The organism is Bacillus sp. LJBV19 (genome assembly GCF_017797845.1).
Lineage (GTDB): Bacteria > Bacillota > Bacilli > Bacillales > Bacillaceae > Bacillus > Bacillus velezensis.
In genome coordinates, this window is record NZ_CP072563.1 from 324,818 (window position 1) to 345,503 (window position 20,686).

At 48.7% G+C, this 20,686-nt stretch carries 12 protein-coding genes; 8 read left to right on the forward strand and 4 right to left on the reverse strand.

Annotated features, from left to right (window positions below; all coding sequences use genetic code 11):
- Positions 1-131: 131 nt before the first annotated feature.
- From J6600_RS01720 to J6600_RS01745, 6 genes are all read left to right on the forward strand, one after another.
- Positions 132-1,337, forward strand: a complete 1,206-nt coding sequence (locus J6600_RS01720) for an MFS transporter (protein ID WP_014416869.1) — start codon at positions 132-134, stop codon at positions 1,335-1,337.
- A 188-nt stretch (positions 1,338-1,525) separates the two neighbouring features.
- Positions 1,526-2,728, forward strand: a complete 1,203-nt coding sequence (locus J6600_RS01725; RefSeq protein WP_209387864.1) for a GTP-binding protein — start codon at positions 1,526-1,528, stop codon at positions 2,726-2,728.
- A 64-nt stretch (positions 2,729-2,792) separates the two neighbouring features.
- Positions 2,793-3,929: a zinc-dependent alcohol dehydrogenase gene (locus J6600_RS01730; protein WP_209387865.1), complete on the forward strand. Its 1,137-nt coding sequence runs from the start codon at positions 2,793-2,795 to the stop codon at positions 3,927-3,929.
- 14 nt (positions 3,930-3,943) lie between these two features.
- Complete coding sequence (locus J6600_RS01735) at positions 3,944-4,378, forward strand: RDD family protein (RefSeq protein WP_021494203.1); 435 nt, start codon at positions 3,944-3,946, stop codon at positions 4,376-4,378.
- A gap of 116 nt (positions 4,379-4,494) precedes the next feature.
- Positions 4,495-4,773: a YckD family protein gene (locus tag J6600_RS01740; RefSeq protein ID WP_263612330.1), complete on the forward strand. Its 279-nt coding sequence runs from the start codon at positions 4,495-4,497 to the stop codon at positions 4,771-4,773.
- A gap of 103 nt (positions 4,774-4,876) precedes the next feature.
- Positions 4,877-6,313: a glycoside hydrolase family 1 protein gene (locus tag J6600_RS01745; RefSeq protein ID WP_209387866.1), complete on the forward strand. Its 1,437-nt coding sequence runs from the start codon at positions 4,877-4,879 to the stop codon at positions 6,311-6,313.
- A gap of 40 nt (positions 6,314-6,353) precedes the next feature.
- Here the strand turns inward: J6600_RS01745 and comJ are convergent, their stop codons facing one another.
- From comJ to hxlA, 4 genes are all read right to left on the reverse strand, one after another.
- Positions 6,354-6,752 carry a competence protein ComJ gene (comJ, locus tag J6600_RS01750; protein ID WP_007609299.1) on the reverse strand — a complete coding sequence of 133 codons (399 nt, stop codon included), beginning with the start codon at positions 6,750-6,752 and terminating at the stop codon, positions 6,354-6,356.
- Positions 6,753-6,772: 20 nt separating this feature from the next.
- Positions 6,773-7,210 (reverse strand): NucA/NucB deoxyribonuclease domain-containing protein, encoded by a 438-nt coding sequence (locus J6600_RS01755; protein WP_003156588.1) that lies wholly within the window; start codon positions 7,208-7,210, stop codon positions 6,773-6,775.
- A gap of 330 nt (positions 7,211-7,540) precedes the next feature.
- Complete coding sequence (hxlB, locus tag J6600_RS01760; protein WP_209387867.1) at positions 7,541-8,098, reverse strand: 6-phospho-3-hexuloisomerase; 558 nt, start codon at positions 8,096-8,098, stop codon at positions 7,541-7,543.
- Complete coding sequence (gene hxlA / locus J6600_RS01765) at positions 8,095-8,730, reverse strand: 3-hexulose-6-phosphate synthase (protein ID WP_014416875.1); 636 nt, start codon at positions 8,728-8,730, stop codon at positions 8,095-8,097. Before hxlA ends, hxlB begins: the two co-directional genes overlap by 4 nt.
- Before the next feature lie 231 nt (positions 8,731-8,961).
- On the opposite strand from hxlA, the gene hxlR reads away from it, so the two are divergent.
- Positions 8,962-9,324, forward strand: a complete 363-nt coding sequence (hxlR, locus tag J6600_RS01770) for a transcriptional activator HxlR (protein ID WP_007409352.1) — start codon at positions 8,962-8,964, stop codon at positions 9,322-9,324.
- A 591-nt stretch (positions 9,325-9,915) separates the two neighbouring features.
- Positions 9,916-20,670, forward strand: coding sequence for a surfactin non-ribosomal peptide synthetase SrfAA (srfAA, locus tag J6600_RS01775; RefSeq protein WP_209387868.1), 10,755 nt, complete (start codon positions 9,916-9,918; stop codon positions 20,668-20,670).
- Positions 20,671-20,686 lie beyond the last annotated feature (16 nt).

The window sequence follows — 20,686 nt, forward strand, 5'->3', positions numbered from 1 at the left end:
ATTATGGCACATTGCCTGATTAACGCATTAAATGTGTCGCATTATCTTACACATGTCTTTTCCGGTGAATGCCGGTCATATATTCTTGATTCAGCAATTTGAAATGATAGAAGACCGGAAAGGAGAATGTTATGAAGCTGTCGGAATTAAAAACAAGCGGCCATCCGCTCACTCTGCTCTGTTCCTTCTTATATTTTGATGTGAGTTTTATGATTTGGGTCATGCTGGGGGCGCTCGGCGTTTATATTTCTCAGGATTTCGGGTTATCTTCTTTTGAAAAAGGATTTGTCGTGGCTCTGCCGATCTTATCAGGATCTGTGTTTCGGATCATTTTAGGCGTGTTAACGGACAGGATCGGGCCGAAGAAAACAGCCGTGATCGGGATGCTGATCACGATGATCCCGCTGCTTTGGGGGGCATTCGGCGGCCGTTCTTTGACTGAGCTGTATGCGATCGGCATTCTGCTGGGCGTGGCGGGCGCAAGTTTTGCTGTCGCGCTTCCGATGGCGAGCCGGTGGTATCCGCCTCACTTGCAGGGGCTTGCGATGGGGATAGCAGGTGCCGGCAACAGCGGCACTTTGTTTGCGACATTGTTCGGTCCCCGCCTTGCGGAACAGTTTGGGTGGCACAGTGTAATGGGAATTGCGCTTCTTCCGTTGATGATCGTTTTTATACTGTTTATCGTCATGGCGAAGGACTCTCCTGCACAGCCCGCACCGCAGCCGCTTAAAAACTACCTTCACGTTTTCAGGCAGAAGGAGACATGGTGTTTCTGTCTTTTGTACGGCGTCACTTTCGGAGGTTTTGTGGGATTATCAAGTTTTTTGGCGATTTTTTTCGTTGATCAATATCAATTGTCAAAAATCCATGCCGGTGATTTCGTCACAATATGTGTTGCAGCGGGCAGTTTTTTTCGCCCTGCAGGAGGCTGGATTTCAGACCGTGCGGGAGGTGCGAAAGTTCTCGCTGTACTGTTTGTCATCGCGGCTCTGTGTATGGCGGGAGTCAGCAGCCTGCCTCCGCTTTCAACGGTGATCGTTCTGTTGTTTATCGGAATGATGGCGCTCGGTATGGGCAACGGAGCGGTATTTCAGCTTGTCCCTCAGCACTTTGCAAAAGAAATCGGAATGGTGACGGGGATTGTCGGAGCGGCCGGCGGCATAGGAGGTTTTTTCCTTCCCAATATTTTAGGATCATTGAAGCAGATGACGGGAACTTATGCGATCGGTTTTATCTCTTTTTCATGTATCGCATTGCTCGCATTTGTGCTTGTTCTGGCCGCAGGCTATTTTTGGAGAAAAAGCTATGGCACTGAAAACAGTCCTGCGGATGTTTAAGTTTGGGCGGAAGACACGTATGACAGCGTGTCTTTTTTATGATTGATTATTTTCACTTGATTTTCAACGGAGAATATATCAGAATAAATAGTAACAGTTACGATTTATAACAATGTACATCATGATGAAAAAGGGGCAGGTGCGGAATGTAAATCGTAATCATTCTATTTTGTCAGGAGGCTATTTATATGAAAAAAATTCCGGTTACAGTATTGAGCGGCTATCTTGGTGCCGGAAAGACGACCGTTTTGAATCATATTTTACAAAACCGCAACGGTTTAAAAATTGCCGTCATCGTCAATGACATGAGCGAAGTAAATATAGACGCGGGATTGGTGAAGCAGGGAGGCGGCTTGTCAAGGACGGATGAGAAACTCGTAGAATTATCCAACGGCTGTATCTGCTGCACGCTGCGTGAGGATCTATTAGTCGAAGTTGAGAAACTCGCGAAAGACGGCAGATTTGATTATATTGTGATTGAATCAACAGGGATCAGCGAACCGATTCCCGTTGCCCAGACATTTTCTTATATAGATGAAGAAATGGGCATTGATCTGACAACATTCTGCAGGCTGGACACAATGGTGACCGTGGTGGATGCAAACCGCTTCTGGCATGATTTCCAGTCCGGTGACAGCCTTCTTGACCGGAAGGAAGCGGCGGGCGAAGAGGATGAACGGGTGGTTGCCGATTTATTAATTGACCAAATCGAGTTTTGTGATGTGCTCATTTTAAATAAATGCGACATGGTGGGCGAAAAAGAGCTTGAACAGCTGGAAACGGTCCTTCGCGTGTTACAGCCCCGTGCCAGACTGATCCGGTCCGTCCGCGGAGAAGTGCCCGCCGAATACATATTGAATACCGGTTTATTTGAGTTTGAGGAAGCGAGTTCATCAGCAGGATGGATAAAGGAACTGACGGCAGGTCATGAAGCGCACACGCCGGAAACGGAAGAGTACGGCATCACTTCGTTTGTGTACTCGCGGCGTCGGCCGTTTCATACCGCTCGTTTTGACAGCTGGCTGCATCAATCAATGCCTGACAACATTGTGCGTGCAAAAGGAATTGCTTGGTGCGCAACCCGCAACAGCCTTGCGCTGCTGATGTCTCAGGCGGGTCCGGCGGTTTCGATTGAGCCTGTTTCTTATTGGGTGGCGGCAATGCCGAAACTTGAGCAGGAGCAGATCAAACAGCAGGAACCGGAGATTCTGGAAGATTGGGACGACCAATTCGGAGACCGTCATACGAACCTGGTGTTTATCGGAACAGATTTAGATGAAGCAGCCATTACAAAGGAATTGGATCAGTGCCTGCTCACGCCGTCTGAGTTCGATTCCGATTGGTCGCAGCTTGAAGATCCTTTTCAATGGGATATTCAGCGGGCCGAATAACATACCGGCCAAGTTTAGAAGCAGGTGAAAAGGGAAGGAGTGATGAAAAAGGAGCTGACCAAGTGTGAAAGCACTGACATACCAAGGAAAAGAACATATGGAAGTGAAAGAAGTCCCGGCACCCGCCATTCAAGATGAGAGAGATGTCATCGTTCGAATCACCGCAACCGGGATATGCGGTTCAGACCTTCATTTATATAAAAACGGAATACCCGCCGATCCGGGTTATATCGTCGGGCATGAGCCGATGGGAATCGTTGAAGAAACGGGCAGTCAAGTCAAAAAGCTGAAAAAAGGCGACCGGGTCGTGATTCCTTTTAATATAGGCTGCGGAGAATGTCATTATTGCAAGCACCAGATGGAAAGCCAGTGTGATGAATCTAATCCAAATCCTCATACAGATGCCGGCGGCTTATTCGGTTTTTCGGAGTTTAACGGTAATTATCCCGGCGGGCAGGCTGAATATTTACGTGTTCCTTATGCTGATTTCTCTTCTTTTCTGGTTCCGGCAGACAGTGAGCTTGAAGATGAGCAGGTGCTGCTTCTGTCAGATGTCATGCCGACCGCCTTTTGGAGCGTCCAGCACAGCGGAGTGAAAAAAGGAGATACAGTCGTGATTCTGGGATCAGGTCCGATCGGCTTAATGGCGCAAAAATTCGCGTGGAAAAAAGGAGCTAAACGGGTTATTGCAGTTGATCAAGTCCCGCACCGGCTTGAACATGCGAGACGCATAAACGGAGCAGAGACCTTCAATTTTTCAGAACATGATGAGATCGGGAAACTGCTGCATGAACAAACGTCAGGGGGCGCGGATGTAGTGATTGATTGTGTCGGAATGGACGGCACGCCGCTTTTAAAAGAAAAAGCAGAGCAAAAACCGAATCAGTTCGGAACGATCAGTCCGATTCTTACAGCATCAGAAGCCGTTAAGAAGTTCGGAACCGTGCAGCTCACGGGCGCATACATTTCTGAAGCGGACGGCTTTCCGCTCGGCGATTTTTTCACACGCAACGTTTCTTTAAAAATGGGCCAGGCACCCGTTATTCATCTGATGCCGATGCTGTATCAAATGATCGAACAAAATGAAATTGATCCGACGGATATCATTACACACAAAATGAGTCTTGCGGAAGCTCCTGCTGCATATGATATATTTGACAAAAAAGAAGATGGCAACATTAAAGTGATTTTGAAGCCATAGCGAGGAGAAACACGATGAATATTTACAGACCGGCGGGATTTTGGATCAGATTGGGAGCCGTGGTACTCGACTATTTAATTACTTCAGTGCCTTTGGCGATTATTTTTATGCTGGCAACAGGAAAAGATCCGAATGAGAGCGCAATGATCAGCATTATTTTGACTCTTTATGGTATTTTGCTCCCTGTATACTGGAACGGTTATGTTATCGGCAAAAAGATCTGCGGTATCCGCATCGTCAAAAAAGACGGAACTCAGGTAGGCTTTCTCACTATGATTTTGAGAGTGCTTGTGGGCGGCCTGATATATGGCGTGACGTTTGGAATCGGTGTGATCGTGAGCGCATTCATGGTCGGAATGAGAGAAGACAAACGGTCAATCCACGATTTTGTAGCGGGAACGTATGTCACATACGCGCTGCCGGACGAATCGATTGAAAAGAGCGAATAATTTCGCTCTTTTTTTGCATAAAAAATGGATGGGGGAGCAACATATAACAAACGTTAAAGGAGGAAAGAGTCATGAAAAAAGCTGCATTGTCTTTAGCTGCGTTTTTCATTACAGCAATGGTTTTCACAATGCCGGCACACGCCGCCGGAACAAAAATGCCTTCAACAATGTCACTCACGGAACAGCAGAAAAAAGAAATTGAATCACTTGAAAAAGAAGTGCTCGAAAAACGAAAACATGTCATATCCAAATATGTTGAGTACGGGGTCCTGCCGAAAGAAAAAGCAGAACATATTAAACAGCATATGGACAGGCGCTTTAACATGATGAAACAAAATGGGTTTGTCCCGAAGCCTCCGCCTCATAAATTGGAAAAGCGGCATCATCATTCTTAAGCATCCGGCAAGCCGGATGCTTTTTTGTTTTTATCGGGATTGCTCTGAAACGCGTTTCATAACGTATGATATCAATATCATACGCATCAGGAGGATGAAACACATGATACATAAAAAACAGGGCCTGTTCCCTGATACATTTCTATGGGGGTCAGCCTCGGCTGCCTATCAGGTTGAAGGAGCCTGGAATAAAGACGGTAAAGGACCTTCAGTATGGGACTTATTCACGAAAATACCGGGTAAAACGTTTAAAGGCTCAAATGGCGATACAGCAGTCGGCCATTATGAGCGCTATAAAGAAGATATCGCCTTGATGGCAGAAATGGGTTTGAAAGCTTACCGATTTTCTGTCAGCTGGCCGAGAATTTTTCCGAATGGCAGAGGGGAAATTAACGAATCAGGGGTCGCATTTTACGAAGACCTGATCGATGAATTGATTTCTAACGATATTGAGCCGGTGCTGACTCTTTATCATTGGGACTTGCCTCAGGCGCTGATGGATGAATACGGCGGCTTTGAATCAAGAAAAATTATTGATGATTTCAATGATTACTGCATTGCGTTATACAAAAGATTTGCCGGCAAGGTGAAATACTGGGTCACGTTAAATGAGCAGAATTATAATTTTCATAACGGGTTTATTACAGCTGCACATCCGCCCGGCGTAAAGGACAGAAAACGATTTTATGCAGCGAATCATATCGCATTTTTAGCTAATGCCAAAGCGATTGACTCCTTCAGACAATATGTTCCTGACGGTTTGATCGGCCCGAGCTTCGCTTATTCACCGGCTTATCCGCTTACAAGTCACCCTGAAGACATAACTGCATTTGAAAACGCAGAGGAATTTATGAACCATTGGTGGCTTGATATGTATTGCCGGGGGACTTATCCGCAAATTCCTTTCAATTATTTAAAGGAAAGGGGCTGGGCGCCCGCCATTGAAGCCGGGGATATGGAATTGCTTGCGAAAGGCAAGCCGGATTTTATCGGTGTTAATTATTATCAGACGATTACGTACGAAAGAAATCCTCTTGACGGTGTATCGGAGGGGAAAATGAACACGACTGGTCAGAAAGGGACAAACCAGGATACCGGTATACCGGGGCTGTTTAAAACGAAAAAGAATCCTAATCTCGTGACGAGTAATTGGGATTGGACGATTGACCCGATAGGTCTGCGCATCGGCCTCCGGCGTATAACGAGCCGCTATGAGCTGCCGGTTTTTATAACAGAAAACGGGCTGGGGGAATTCGATAAAATAGAAGAAGACGGCTCAATTCAGGATGACTACAGAATTGACTATTTACGCTCCCATCTTGAACAGTGCAAAGAGGCCATTAGTGATGGAGTTCATCTCATCGGCTACTGCAGCTGGTCATTCACGGATCTGTTAAGCTGGCTGAACGGCTATCAAAAACGCTACGGTTTTGTCTATATCAATCGAGATGAAGAAGATGAAAAAGATTTGAAACGGATCAGGAAAAAAAGTTTTTATTGGTATCAGAATGTAATTGAAACAAACGGTAAAAGTTTATAAAAGTTCCCTGAGAGAAATATGATTCTCTCAGGGATTTCTTTTACATTGCGGCTGCATCAATAATATACGTATCCGCATGAAGATCGGATATTTCGGCAGGCACTGAATAACAGGTAAGGCTGTATCGGCCTTTCGGAATATGAAAGAAAAGCCGCTTTGACATCACGCTTTCAATCTCAATTCCATCTTTTACAGCCTCAAAGGGAACAGTCGCTTTTTTCTCATAGGATGGTACCGGTTCACTTGTGTTAAGCCTGAGGACGATAAATGCCCTCGTATTTCTCCTTGCTTCAAATGAAACAGCTCCGTCAGCTTCCGCATATCCTTTTTCAATAGCTTCATCGGTCCAATCGATAACAGGCGGTTCTGAATCTTTTTGGAAGATTGTAAATTGATGATAAGAAATGGCCAGTTCTTGCGGTTTCCATGATTTAATCAATGCGCTGTTCCTCCTGTTTTTTACTTGATTTTAAATAATACTCTCGTTCCGTCGGGATCATTGGTAAGCTGGTGTCCGACCCAAGAGCCGGCTCCGCGGTTGTCTGCCGGAGAAATATATTCTACGGAGGCGTTGTTTCCGCCCTGTTTACAAACCGCCATCGGCCATTCATCCCTATCGTATCCCGTTTTGACAGGCACATGTTTAAGAGATTGCTCACGCCGCTTATGTACTCCGTCTCTGTCAATGGTGCATATGCTGGAATGCCCTTCTTTTATCGCGTCCTTAATATGCTTTGCTGTTTCCGGATATCGATCGGACGGAAATAGGATTACCTTGTCGTAATCACTCTTCTGAACGGTCTGCTCGTTATCTGAGAAAAGATCACCCTTGATCAGGGCCGCGACTGCTCCGGCAATGATGATAAGAACAAGCAGCAGTGCTTTTAATGTTTTCAAGAGTATCAATCACCTCCAGTTATAAATTGCTGTTAAGCTGGTCCAAGAATAAAGCAGAATCGGCCGGCTGTAAAGCTGTTAAAATATATTTCTCAGCCGCAATTCAGCTGAATATCTGTAAAACCATCCGCACAAATCAACTTTATTCATTAAAAATTCGATCAGAAAGTGTTTTTTGCCGTTTCCCTATTCAGAAATGAACGGTTGCGGCCGTATCGTCAATTGACTTATTATAGCGATAAGCTCACCGGCGAGGTATCTTCGTCTGCGAGTGTCGTGCGAAACAGGACGATAAAAAGACGGCCATCTGATAAGAAGGCCGTCAGCAAATCATTCCAGATTCGCATGCTTTGTAAACATGTCTGCTGAATTCAATTCTTTTTTCTCCATGATTTTTAGAATAACCGCATCGTAGAACAGCAGAAGAGTTTGTTCGAATAAAGAACCCATCGGCTGAATCGTCTTTCTGTCTCCGCCGGTCTCTTCCTTAGGAGAGCCGGGAATCGTTATTGTAAGATCCGCAAGTTTGCCGAGACTTGAAGCGGGGTTAATCGTTAATGCAGTGATGATGCCGTTAAGGTTTTTGGCTTTTTCAGCCGTATGAAGCAGACTTTTTGTTTCGCCTGAGCCTGAGCCGATGATGACGAGACCGCCTTCTTGGAGGGGAGGGGTAAGCGTCTCACCGACGATGTAAGCGTTCAGGCCGATGTGCATCATCCTCATGGCGAACGCTTTAGCCATAAAGCCGGAACGTCCCGCTCCGGACGTGAAGATTTGATCTGCCGATAAAATCTGATCCGCAAGCTTGTCAGTTTCACTGTCGGATATTAATGCTGCGGTGCGGGATATTTCATTTAGTATTTCATGTAAGTATTCAGTCGTTTTCATGATCCTTGTGTGATCAGCTGTTTCATTTTAGCAGCAGCATCCGCTTTATTGTCAGCTCCCGTAATGCCTCCGCCGACAATGATTAAATCTGGGTTTTGTTTGATGGCTTCAGGAAGCGTATCAAGTTTGATGCCTCCGGCAATTGCGGTTTTAGCGCTCTTGACCGCTTTTTTAATCGCCGTCAGTTCCTCGAATGAATTTTTTCCTTCTGCTTGAAGATCATAACCTGTGTGAACACAAATATAATCAACACCGAGTTGGTCAATTTCTTTTGCCCGTGTTTCAAGGTTTTTTACGTTAATCATGTCGACGAGGATTTTTTTCTGCTGTTTTTTTGCTTCGGCAACCGCCCCTTTGATCGTTGAGTCGTCTGTCGCCCCTAAAACGGTGATGATGTCGGCTCCCGCTTCTGCCGCTTTCATAATCTCGTAACCGCCTGCATCCATGATTTTAAGATCGGCAAGCACTTTCAAGTGAGGAAAGGCTGTTTTCATTTCCTGCACGGCTTTCAGTCCTTCATTAATGACAACGGGAGTGCCGATTTCTACAACATCTATATATTGTTCGACCTCTTTCACAAGTTCAATTGCTTCCGGGATATTTACTAAGTCTAATGCCAGCTGTAATTCCACTTTATATCCACTCCTCTTTTTCATGTATTTCCATTCTATAGAGTGCCCCGCATGTTGAGAAGTACGCACTTTGAAGTCTAATAGTTACTTTGAGGATACTGTACCCGCAGGCAATGCGCTTTGTTTCAGCAAAACTGCGTGGTAGTATAAACTGACGAAAGTTGTGTGAAAAAGTAAGCGTGTATGAATAGATGATGACCGTACAAAAAGTAAGAGGAAGGAGAATTGTCCGTGAGCCGAATGGATGAGAAAACGTTTAATTGCGAAAAGGAATTGACGCTTGCCGTGATAGGCGGGAAGTGGAAAATGCTGATTATGTGGCACTTGGGAAAAGAAGGGACGAAGCGGTTTAATGAGCTGAAAGCTTTAATTCCGGATATTACGCACAAAATTCTTGTGAATCAGCTCAGGGAGCTGGAGCAGGATCTGATCGTTCACAGGGAAGTTTACCCTGTCGTCCCTCCGAAAGTGGAGTATTCTTTAACGGCGCAAGGAGAAAGCCTTATGCCGATTCTGGACGCCATGTATAAGTGGGGAAAAGATTATATGGAATTAATCAACATTGATAAAACTGCAATAAAGGAATCTTTTTGAAGTGCTCTATGTAAAATAGAGTGCTTTTTTTGCGGTTTAATGAAATCATATTGCGAACATTCGGGCCGTCTGTTTCGGTTCTTGCGCTGTTTTTTCCGGGTCAGCTTACGTACGTAAATTTTTTTCATTCTGCCATAACTGGATATTCGACAGATTTTCATTATAGTTTAAAGATTTTTAATTTTACGTAAATAATATTTTTGAAAATAAATTGCGGGATGCCGCAAAATACCCTCTGGATTCGTCGGATTTTTTTTCGGTGTGCCGCATGAAACTTTTCACCCATTTTTCGGTGATAAAAACAATATTTTCATATAAAGTGAACGTAAGTAGATATATAGAAATACATGCAGAAATAGGTAAACCTTTCGTGCTTACAATCAATGGCTTTTTGTCTTGATTTCTCATAAATTTGATGCCGCATTTCGGACTGCGCGGGTGAACGGATGACGGATTTCGGCGGTGATTGAATCGGGATCGTTTTTGGAGGTAAGTGGTTCTTTTGGCTTGAGAATGAGTTAGGGACATAGAGGGAGGCTGTTTCTAAGGGAGAATTGACAACTTTATCTTAAAAAGGGGAGGCGCACACATATGGAAATAACTTTTTATCCTTTAACAAATGCTCAAAAACGTATCTGGTATACAGAAAAATTCTATCCGAACACAAGCATTTCAAATCTAGCCGGTTTCGGGAAACTCATTTCTGAAGACGGCGTACAGGCTCATTACGTTGAGAAAGCGATACAGGAATTCGTCCGGCGGTATGAGTCGATGAGAATCCGTCTGCGGCTTGATGATGAGGGGGAGCCCGTTCAATATGTGAGCGAATACCGTCCGCTCTCTATCGGGCACACGGATATCAGGCAAGCCGGCTGCTCTGCGGACGAGCTGTCTAAATGGGGGCGTGAAGAAGCCGGCAAGCCTCTGGCGTTATATGATCAGGATTTATTCCGTTTTTCCGTGCACACGATCAGTGAAAATGAGGTCTGGTTTTACGCTAATGTGCATCACATTATTTCAGACGGGATTTCCATGACGATTCTGGGCAATGCGATTACTGATATTTATTTGGAGCTTTCAGGCGGGACAAGTGAGGAACAGACGGAGATTCCTTCTTTTATTGAGCACGTGCTGACAGAGCAGGAATATGTGCAGTCGAAGCGGTTTAAAAAGGATCGGGATTTTTGGAACGGGCAGTTTGAGACCGTGCCGGAGCTTGTGTCCCTGAAACGGAGCCAGGCAGATGCGGGTCTTAATGCGAAACGGTTTTCTCAAGAAATTCCTCACGACTTATATGGCCGCATTCATTCATTCTGCGAGGAGCATAAAGTCAGCGTACTATCTCTGTTCCAGTCAGCTCTGATCACTTATCTCTACAAAGTGACCGGTCGTGATGACGTTGTCACGGGTACGTTTATGGGAAACCGGACGAATGCGAAAGAAAAGCAGATGCTCGGGATGTTCGTATCTACGGTGCCTGTGCGGACAAGCGTTGACGGAGGACAGTCGTTCTTGGAATTCGTTAAAGGCCGGATGAAGGATCTGATGAAAATTCTCCGCCACCAAAAGTATCCGTATAACCTGCTTGTCAATGATTTGCGCGCTTCGAAAAGTTCGCTGAGCAGATTGTTTACGGTGGCTCTGGAGTACCAGGTGATGCAGTGGCAGAAAAAAGAGAATCTGTCCTTCCTGACAGACCCTATTTTCAGCGGAAGCGGTACAAATGATATTTCAATTCATGTGAAGGAACGATGGGACACCGGGAAATTGACAATTGATTTTGACTATCGCAGCGACATTTTCAAGGGGGAAGAGATTGAATCTGTTTCTGAACGTTTGATCACGCTGATTGAAGATGCGATTTCATCTCCTGATCGCATAATTGATGAACTTACTCTTCTTTCTGAATCCGAGAAAGAGCGGCTTCTGAAACGGGCCTCCGGCAATCCGGTGAATTACCGCAAGGAGATGACGATTCCGGGGCTGTTTGAAGAGAAAGTGAAGTCACTGTCTGACAAACCCGCGGTTGTGTATGAAGGCCGAACATTGTCCTATCGCACATTGCATGAACAGTCAGGACGTATTGCCGGACGTCTTCTTCAAGCCGGGATATCAGCCGATTCTCCTGTCGCGGTGCTGCTTGGCCGTTCTGAGCGTGTCATTGCGGCAATATTGGGAATTTTGAAAGCGGGCGGCGCCTATGTGCCGATAGATCCTGACTTTCCGGCGGATCGGATTCAGTACATTTTGGAGGACAGCGGAGCGAAGGCTGTTCTGACGGAAGCCGGAATACAGGCGCCTGCAGCGGATGCCGAACGGATTGATTTTGACGAGGCTGTTCAGTATGAGACGGCTGCGGACGGTGTCGGCATTCAATCAGACCGGCTGGCTTACATCATCTACACGTCAGGTACAACGGGGCGGCCGAAAGGCGTGATGATTGAGCACCGGCAAGTTCATCATCTGGTGCAATCACTGCAGCAGGAGATTTATCAATGCGGTGAGCAGACGTTAAGAATGGCGCTTTTGGCTCCGTTTCATTTTGATGCGTCCGTCAAACAGATATTCGCTTCGCTTCTTTTGGGACAGACGCTTTATATCGTGCCGAAAACGACTGTGACGAATGGCTCGGCACTGCTGGACTATTATCGTCAAAACCGGATTGAAGCCACTGACGGAACGCCTGCACATCTGCAGATGATGGTTGCGGCGGGAGATGTCAGCGGAATTGAATTGCGCCACATGCTCATTGGGGGAGAGGGCCTGTCCGCGGCTGTTGCTGAACAGCTGATGACGCTCTTTCATCAATCGGGCAGGACGCCGCGTCTGACGAATGTATACGGGCCGACAGAAACGTGCGTAGATGCGTCCGTGCATCAGGTGTCAGCCGATAACGGAATGAATCAACAGGCGGCGTACGTTCCGATCGGAAAACCGCTCGGCAACGCCCGTCTGTATATATTGGATAAGCACCAGCGGCTTCAGCCCGACGGCACGGCCGGTGAGCTGTATATCGCGGGTGACGGTGTAGGCCGCGGCTATTTAAATCTTCCGGATTTGACCGCAGAGAAGTTTTTGCAGGACCCGTTTAACGGAAGCGGCCGCATGTACCGCACGGGTGATATGGCGCGCTGGCTGCCGGACGGGACGATCGAATATATCGGCCGTGAAGATGATCAGGTGAAAGTCCGCGGCTACCGTATTGAGCTGGGAGAAATTGAAACGGTGCTCAGAAAAGCTCCGGGCGCGGCGCAGGCCGTCGTGCTGGCACGGCCGGATCAGCAGGGCAGCTTAGATGTCTGCGCATATATCGTTCAGGAAAAAGGAACCGAGTTTCACCCTGCCGAGTACAGGGAGTATGTGTCCAAGCACCTTCCTGATTACATGGTGCCCGCTTACTTTACAAAAACGGACGAAATTCCGCTCACGCCGAGCGGGAAGGCGGACCGCAAAAAGCTGTTTGCGCTTGATGTGCAGGCTGTCAGCTCATCTGAATATGCCGCGCCGAGAAATGAAACGGAGGAAATGCTCACCGTCATCTGGCAGGAAGTCCTCGGAATGGACAAGGCGGGCATTTATGATCATTTCTTCGAGTCAGGCGGTCATTCATTAAAGGCAATGACGCTTCTGACGAAAATTCATAAGCAAATGGGCGTTGAAATTCCGCTGCAATACTTATTTGAGCATCCGACGATTGCGGCGCTTGCCGATTATGCGGAAAACCGAAACGAAGGACCGGCATTCAGTGCAATTGAGCCGGCTGAGAAGCAGGCGAGCTATCCGCTTTCGCTCGCTCAGCAGCGGACTTATATCGCGAGCCAATTTGAAGACGCGGGAGTCGGATATAACATGCCGGCTGCGGCCATGATTGAGGGCGCTTTAGACCGTGAAAAGCTTGAGCGTGCATTTTCTGCCTTAATCAGCAGGCATGAAGCGCTCAGAACATCGTTTCAATCAGAGGACGGCACGCCGAGACAGGTGATTGGCGAGCATGTTCCGTTTCATATTGAAATGATCGAAGCGCGCGGAAGAACGAATGAACAGGTCATGAAGGACTTTGTGCGCCGTTTTGATTTATCTGAGGCGCCGCTGTTCAGAATCGGCCTGCAAACGCTCGGTCACAATCGCCATCTGCTGCTGTTTGATATGCATCACCTGATTTCTGACGGGGTGTCTATTTCCATCATGCTGAAGGAACTGGCTGACATCTACGGGGGAAATCAGCTGCCTGAATTGCGCATTCAATATAAAGATTATGCCGTATGGCAGGCGGAACGGGCGAAAGAAGGCTACAAGAAGGAGCGGGCGTACTGGAAAGAAGTCTTCAGCGGGGAACTGCCGGTGCTTCAGCTGCTCCCTGATTATCCGCGGCCGCAGGTGCAAAGCTTTGAAGGTGACCGCGTGTCCGCCAAGCTGCCGAAAATGCTGCGGGAACGGCTGCAGAAGCTTGCCGAGAAAAACGGAGCCACCCTTTACATGGTGCTGTTATCGGCATACTATACGCTGCTTTCTAAGTATTCGGGACAGGAAGACATCATCGTGGGAACACCGTCAGCGGGAAGAAATCACTCTGATACCGAGGGGCTTATCGGGATGTTTGTCAACACGCTCGCGCTGCGAAGCTCCGTGAAGCAGGATCAGACATTTGCCGGCTTGTTAGGTCATGTGCGCAAGCAGGTGCTGGATGCGTTTTCCCACCAGGATTATCCGTTTGAGTGGCTGACCGAGGAGCTGAACGTGCCCCGGGACATGAGCAGGCATCCGATATTTGACACGATGTTCAGTCTGCAAAATGCTTCGGACGGAATTCCGGAGATCGGTAATCTGACGCTGGCTCTTCATGAAACAAACTTCAATATCGCCAAATTCGACCTGACCATGCAGGCCCGGGAAACAGCGGAAGGCCTTGCGCTTGATTTGGATTATTGCACGAAGCTGTTTAAGCGCTCAACTGCGGATCGCATGCTTGCGCACTATGTCCGTCTGCTGGAGAGCGCGGCAGCTCAGCCGGATGCGAAAATCAGCGAATATGATCTGCTTTCTGAACGGGAGGCTTTGACTCAATTACAGCAGTTCAACCCGGAACGCACGGTATACCCGAAAGAGCAAACGATCGTGCAGATCTTTGAAGAACAGGCCCGAAAGAACCCTGGCCGGACGGCTCTTCAGTTCGAAGGGGAAACCCTGTCGTATCAGCAGCTGAATGAACGCGCCAACAGACTTGCGCGGCATATTCTTTCGGTCGGAGGAGGCGGAAAAACCGCGGCTGTTCTGTGTGAACGGTCAATGGATATGATTGTTTCCATTATGGCTGTGTTAAAAGCGGGGTCCGCCTATGTGCCGATTGATCCTGAGCATCCGGTTCAGCGGATTCAGCATTTCTTCCGCGACAGCGGGGCGAATGTGCTCCTGACTCAGCAAAGCCTCAAGCCGCTTGCGGAAAAGGCCGGTTTTCAAGGCGTCATTGTGCTTGCTGATGATGAGGCGAGCTATGAAAAGGACTCTCGCAATCCAGCATTGCCGTTTGATTCCAAAACGATTGCCAATCTCACTTATACATCGGGCACGACGGGAACGCCGAAAGGAAACATCGTCACACATGCCAACATTTTGCGGACGGTAAAAAACACGAACTATTTGACCGTTTCTGAAGAGGACACAGTGCTCGGTCTGTCAAACTACGTCTTTGACGCTTTTATGTTTGATATGTTCGGTTCGCTGTTAAACGGTGCAAAGCTTGTGATCGTCCCGAAAGATACGGTGCTGGATATGTCACGTCTGTCCCGTGTGATCAAACGGGAGAACGTCAGCATTCTGATGATTACGACGGCCCTGTTCCACCTGCTTGTTGATATGGAGCCGTCCTGTCTGACGACGCTTCGGAAAATCATGTTCGGGGGCGAAAGAGCGTCTGTAGAACATGTCAAAAAGGCGCTGGCGGCAGTCGGAAAAGGAAGACTGCTTCATATGTACGGCCCGTCGGAAAGCACGGTGTTTGCGACATACCATCCGGTGGATGTCATTGAAGAGGATACGCTCTCCGTTCCGATCGGGAAACCGGTCAGCAATACGGAAGTCTTTATTATGAACTCAGCCGGACGCATTCAGCCGGCGGGTATCGCGGGAGAGCTGTGCGTCAGCGGGGAAGGTCTCGTAGAAGGGTACTACAACCGTCCTGAACTGACGGAAGAAAAATTTGTAAAGCATCCGTTTAAGGAAGGTGAACGGATGTATAAAACGGGCGACTTGGCCAGATGGCTGCCGAATGGTGATATCGAGTTTATCGGACGTATCGACCATCAGGTGAAAATCCGCGGTCAGCGGATTGAGCTTGGCGAAATTGAGCATCAGCTCCAAAGCCATGACCAGATTCAGGAATGCATTGTGCTCGCTGTGGATCAGGGCGCGGGTGACAAACTTCTTTGCGCGTATGTTGTCGGCCTCCGAGAAATCTCTTCCCGGGAGCTGAGGGAGCATACGGCGAAGGATCTTCCGGCTTATATGATTCCGTCCGTCTTTATTCAATTGGATGAACTGCCTCTTACAGGGAACGGAAAAATCGACAGACGGGCGCTGCCGATGCCGGATGTGACCGCAGCGAATGCCGTGGCATATACGGCGCCGCGCAATGAAACAGAACAAAAACTGGCGGATATTTGGGCTGAGGTGCTGCAAATGGAACGTGTCGGCGTCCATGATCAGTTCTTTGAGATCGGGGGCCACTCGTTAGCGGGGATGAAACTGCTGGCCCTTATCCAGAAGACATTCGGCGTGCAGCTTACCTTAAAGGATCTGTTCACTTCTCCGACGGCTGCGGGGCTGGCGCAGCTGATTGAAGGGGCTGAGCGGAAGGCGGCTGAGAGCATCACACCGGCGGCCGAGCGGGAAACGTATCCGGTTTCTTCACCGCAGAAGCGTATGTTCGTGCTTCAGCAGCTGGAGGGCGCTGAAACAAGCTATAACATGCCGTCTGTGCTCCGCTTAAAAGGAAAGCTTGATGCAGAAAAGCTGAAATCCGTCATGAAACAGCTGACAGAACGCCATGAAGCCTTCAGAACGACATTTGACATAAAGGATGGAGAAACGGTTCAGCGCATATGGGCGGAAGCTGATATCGACATGGAATATTATGAAGCCTCTGAAGAAGATGCTGAACGGATTATTCAGAGCTTTATCCGGCCGTTCCGCCTGGATCAGCTTCCTCTCGTCAGAACGGGACTGGTCAAGCTGGCTGAACATGACCACCTGCTGCTGTTTGATATGCACCATATCATTTCGGACGGCGCTTCAGTCGGCGTGCTGATAGATGAACTGTCCCGCTTATATGGCGGCGAAACGCTTGAGCCGCTGCGGATTCATTATAAAGACTATGCGGTATGGCAGCAGAAATTTATTCAATCAGAGCAGTACCGCAAGCAGGAGGAGCATTGGCTTCGGGAGCTTGACGGCGAGCTTCCGGTATTAACGCTGCCGGCTGATTACAGCCGTCCGGCCGTGCAAACCTTTGAAGGAGACAAGCTGGTCTTTTCTCTGACTGAGGAACAGACGTCGGCTCTTCGCAGTCTTGCGAAACAAACGGATTCTACCATGTACATGGTGCTGCTGGCGTCATACAGCGCCTTTCTCTCAAAACTTAGCGGACAGCATGACATCATTGTCGGCTCGCCGGTTGCGGGACGGTCACATGCGGATCTCGCAAACGTCATCGGTGTTTTTGTGAATACACTCGCGCTTCGTACGTATCCGGAAGCGGACAAAACGTTCACGGACTATCTTAAAGAAGTGAAACAAACCGCTTTACATGCATTTGACGCGCAGGATTATCCGCTTGAAGACCTTCTGCAAAAGGTTGAGGTGCAGCGTGATACGAGCAGAAATCCGCTGTTTGATGCGGTATTCTCAATGCAAAATGCAAATGCGGAAAATCTGGTCATGGAAGGAATTGAGCTGAAGCACCATCCGTTTGACAGAAAAACAGCCAAGTTTGACCTGACAATGACGGCTGAGGACACAGACGAAGGCTTAACGTTTGTGCTTGAATATAACACCGCGCTGTTTAAACCGGAAACGGCAGAGACATGGAAGCATTACTGGCTTCATCTGTTAGAAGCCGCAGCGGAAAATCCGGCCGCGAAACTTTCTGAGCTTTCATTGGTGAATAAAACAGAAAAACAAGCCCTCCTCAACACATGGAAAGGAAAAACACTCTCTGTGCCGCGGGACAAAACGGTTCACCGTCTCTTTGAAGAAACGGCCGCCCGCTACGCGGACCGGCCGGCCGCGGCATACAACGGCGCGAAATGGACGTACGGCGAGCTGAACGCAAGGGCGAATCGCATCGCGCGCATTCTCATGGACTGCGGCGTCACGGCTGACGAGCGTGTCGGCATTTTGACGAAACCGTCCTTGGAAATGGCCGCGGGCGTACTCGGCGTCTTGAAAGCGGGCGCGGCATTTGTGCCGATTGACCCTGACTACCCGGAAGAGCGGATCAGCTACATTCTGCAGGACAGCGGCGCCGAGCTTCTTCTCACACAGGAAGCGCTGGACGTGCCGGACAGCTACAACGGAGAAACGATTCTGCTTGACGGCGGACGCTCCATTCTGAGCCTGCCGCTTGATGAAAACGATGAAGCGAACCCGCAGACGGAAACAACGGCGGATCATCTCGCTTATATGATTTACACGTCAGGAACGACCGGACAGCCGAAGGGTGTCATGGTCGAACACCATGCGCTGGTGAACCTGTGCTTCTGGCATCACGACGCATTCGCCATGACGGCGGATGATAAAAGCGCCAAATACGCGGGCTTCGGTTTTGACGCCTCCATTTGGGAAATGTTCCCGGCATGGACCATCGGCGCGGAGCTTCACGTCATTGACGAAGCGATCCGGCTGGATATCACCCGCTTAAATCACTATTTCGAAGAGCACGGCGTGACCATCACCTTCCTGCCGACGCAGCTGGCCGAACAATTTATGGAGCTGGAAAATACCTCTCTCCGCATGCTTCTCGTCGGCGGCGATAAGCTGAAGCGGGCGGTGAAACAGCCGTACACGATCGTCAACAACTACGGCCCGACGGAAAACACCGTCGTCGCGACAAGCGGCGTCATCAATCCGGAGGAAGGGTCGCTTTCGATCGGACGGGCGATTGCCAATACGAGAGTTTATATTCTCGGCGACGGAGATCAGGTGCAGCCGGAAGGCATTGCCGGTGAATTGTGCGTGGCCGGCCGCGGACTTGCGCGCGGATACCTGAACCGTGAAGAAGAAACGGCGAAGCGGTTTACCGCAGATCCGTTCGTGCCCGGCGAGCGCATGTACCGGACCGGCGACCTCGTCAAATGGAACGCGCAGTGCGGGATCGAATACATCGGGCGTATTGACCAGCAGGTCAAAGTGCGGGGCTACCGGATCGAGCTTTCAGAAATCGAAGTCCGCCTCGCCCGGCTTGCGGACGTTCATGACGCAGCGGTGACGGCCGTGGAAGACAAAGCGGGCAATACCGCGCTTTGCGCCTATGTCGCGCCTCAGCAGGACGATATCGAAACGCTCAAAGCCGCGCTGAAAGACACGCTGCCTGACTACATGGTGCCGGCGTTCTGGGTGGAGATGGACGAGCTTCCGGTCACCGCAAACGGAAAGATTGACAAAAAAGCCCTGCCGGAACCGGACATTGAAGCGGGAAGCGCCGCGTACAAAGCGCCGGAAACGGAGATGGAGACGCTGCTTTCTGACATTTGGCAGGAAGTGCTCGGTCTTGACCAGATCGGCGTAAGCGATAATTTCTTCACGCTCGGCGGCGACTCGATCAAAGGCATCCAAATGGCGAGCCGCCTGAACCAGCACGGGTATAAATTGGAGATGAAAGACCTCTTCCAGCACCCGACCATCGAAGAACTCGTCTCTTATGTGGAGCGGACGGAAGGAAAGCAGGCCGACCAGGGCCCTGTCGAAGGTGAAGCGGACTTAACGCCGATCCAGCGCTGGTTCTTTGAGAAAAACTTCACGGACAAACACCACTGGAATCAATCCGTCATGCTTCATGCAAAAGACGGCTTTGATCCGGAGATAACAGAAAAAACATTACATGTCCTGACGGTGCACCATGATGCGCTCCGGATGATTTATCGTGAACAAAAACCGTATTACAGAGGACTTGAGGATGTGTCTGTTGAACTGAACGTCTTTGAGCTGAACGGACCTGCTGAAGACCATGAGGACCGTATTGAAAGGGAAGCAGACCGTCTTCAAAGCAGTATTTCACTGGAAACAGGACATCTGCTGAAGGCCGGGCTCTTCCGGGCTGAAGATGGAGACCACCTTCTTCTCGCAATCCATCACTTAGTCGTGGATGGTGTATCTTGGCGGATTTTACTGGAGGACTTCACGTCCGTTTATACGCAGCTGAAGCAAGGCAATGAACCGGCGCTGCCGCCGAAAACACATTCATTCGCCGAATTTGCCGAGAGAATCAAAGAATACGCAAATACGAAGGCGTTTCTGAAAGAAGCGGATTACTGGAGAGAGCTTGAGGAAAAAGAGGTGTGCACTCAGCTTCCGAAAGACAGGCAGTCTGGTGATCAGCGCATGAAACATACGAGAACGGTCAGCTTCTCTCTGACGCCTGAACAAACTGAACAGCTGACGACAAACGTACATGAAGCCTATCACACCGAAATGAACGACATCCTGCTCACGGCGCTCGGATTGGCGCTGAAAGAGTGGACGGGTGAAAACACGATCGGCGTTCATTTGGAAGGCCACGGGCGCGAAGACATTCTTGACGGCTTGAATATCACCCGGACGGTCGGATGGTTTACGAGCATGTATCCGATGATCCTTGAGATGAAGCACGCCGACGATCTTTCATATCAGCTGAAACAAATGAAAGAAGACATCAGACACATCCCGAACAAAGGAGTCGGCTACGGCATTCTGCGTTATGTAACGGCGCCTGAGCATAAAGAGAATCTTTCATTTGAGATTGATCCGGATATCAGCTTTAACTACTTAGGCCAGTTTAATGAGATGTCGGATTCCGGCTTATTTACAAGATCCGGGATGCCGTCAGGACAATCGCTGAGCCCTGACACAGAGAAGCCGAATGCGCTTGATATTGTCGGATTTATAGAAAACGGGCAGATGACGATGACGTTTGCCTATCATTCTCTCGAATTTCATGAAAAAACCATTCAATCGTTCAGTGACAGCTTTAAAGGGCACCTCTTGAAAATCATAGATCACTGCCTGGCCCAAGACGGACCTGAGCTTACGCCTAGCGATCTTGGCGATGATGATCTGACGCTTGATGAACTTGATAAATTAATGGAAATTCTCTAACAGAAAAGACAGAGGT

What these genes read in the sequence shown, in the direction of transcription:
- J6600_RS01720 (WP_014416869.1), top strand. Translation starts at nt 132, where the DNA reads ATGAAGCTGTCGGAATTAAAAACAAGCGGCCATCCGCTCACTCTGCTC.
- J6600_RS01725 (WP_209387864.1), top strand. Translation starts at nt 1,526, where the DNA reads ATGAAAAAAATTCCGGTTACAGTATTGAGCGGCTATCTTGGTGCCGGA.
- J6600_RS01735 (WP_021494203.1), top strand. Translation starts at nt 3,944, where the DNA reads ATGAATATTTACAGACCGGCGGGATTTTGGATCAGATTGGGAGCCGTG.
- J6600_RS01740 (WP_263612330.1), top strand. Translation starts at nt 4,495, where the DNA reads ATGGTTTTCACAATGCCGGCACACGCCGCCGGAACAAAAATGCCTTCA.
- J6600_RS01745 (WP_209387866.1), top strand. Translation starts at nt 4,877, where the DNA reads ATGATACATAAAAAACAGGGCCTGTTCCCTGATACATTTCTATGGGGG.
- hxlB (WP_209387867.1), bottom strand. Translation starts at nt 8,098, where the DNA reads ATGAAAACGACTGAATACTTACATGAAATACTAAATGAAATATCCCGC.
- srfAA (WP_209387868.1), top strand. Translation starts at nt 9,916, where the DNA reads ATGGAAATAACTTTTTATCCTTTAACAAATGCTCAAAAACGTATCTGG.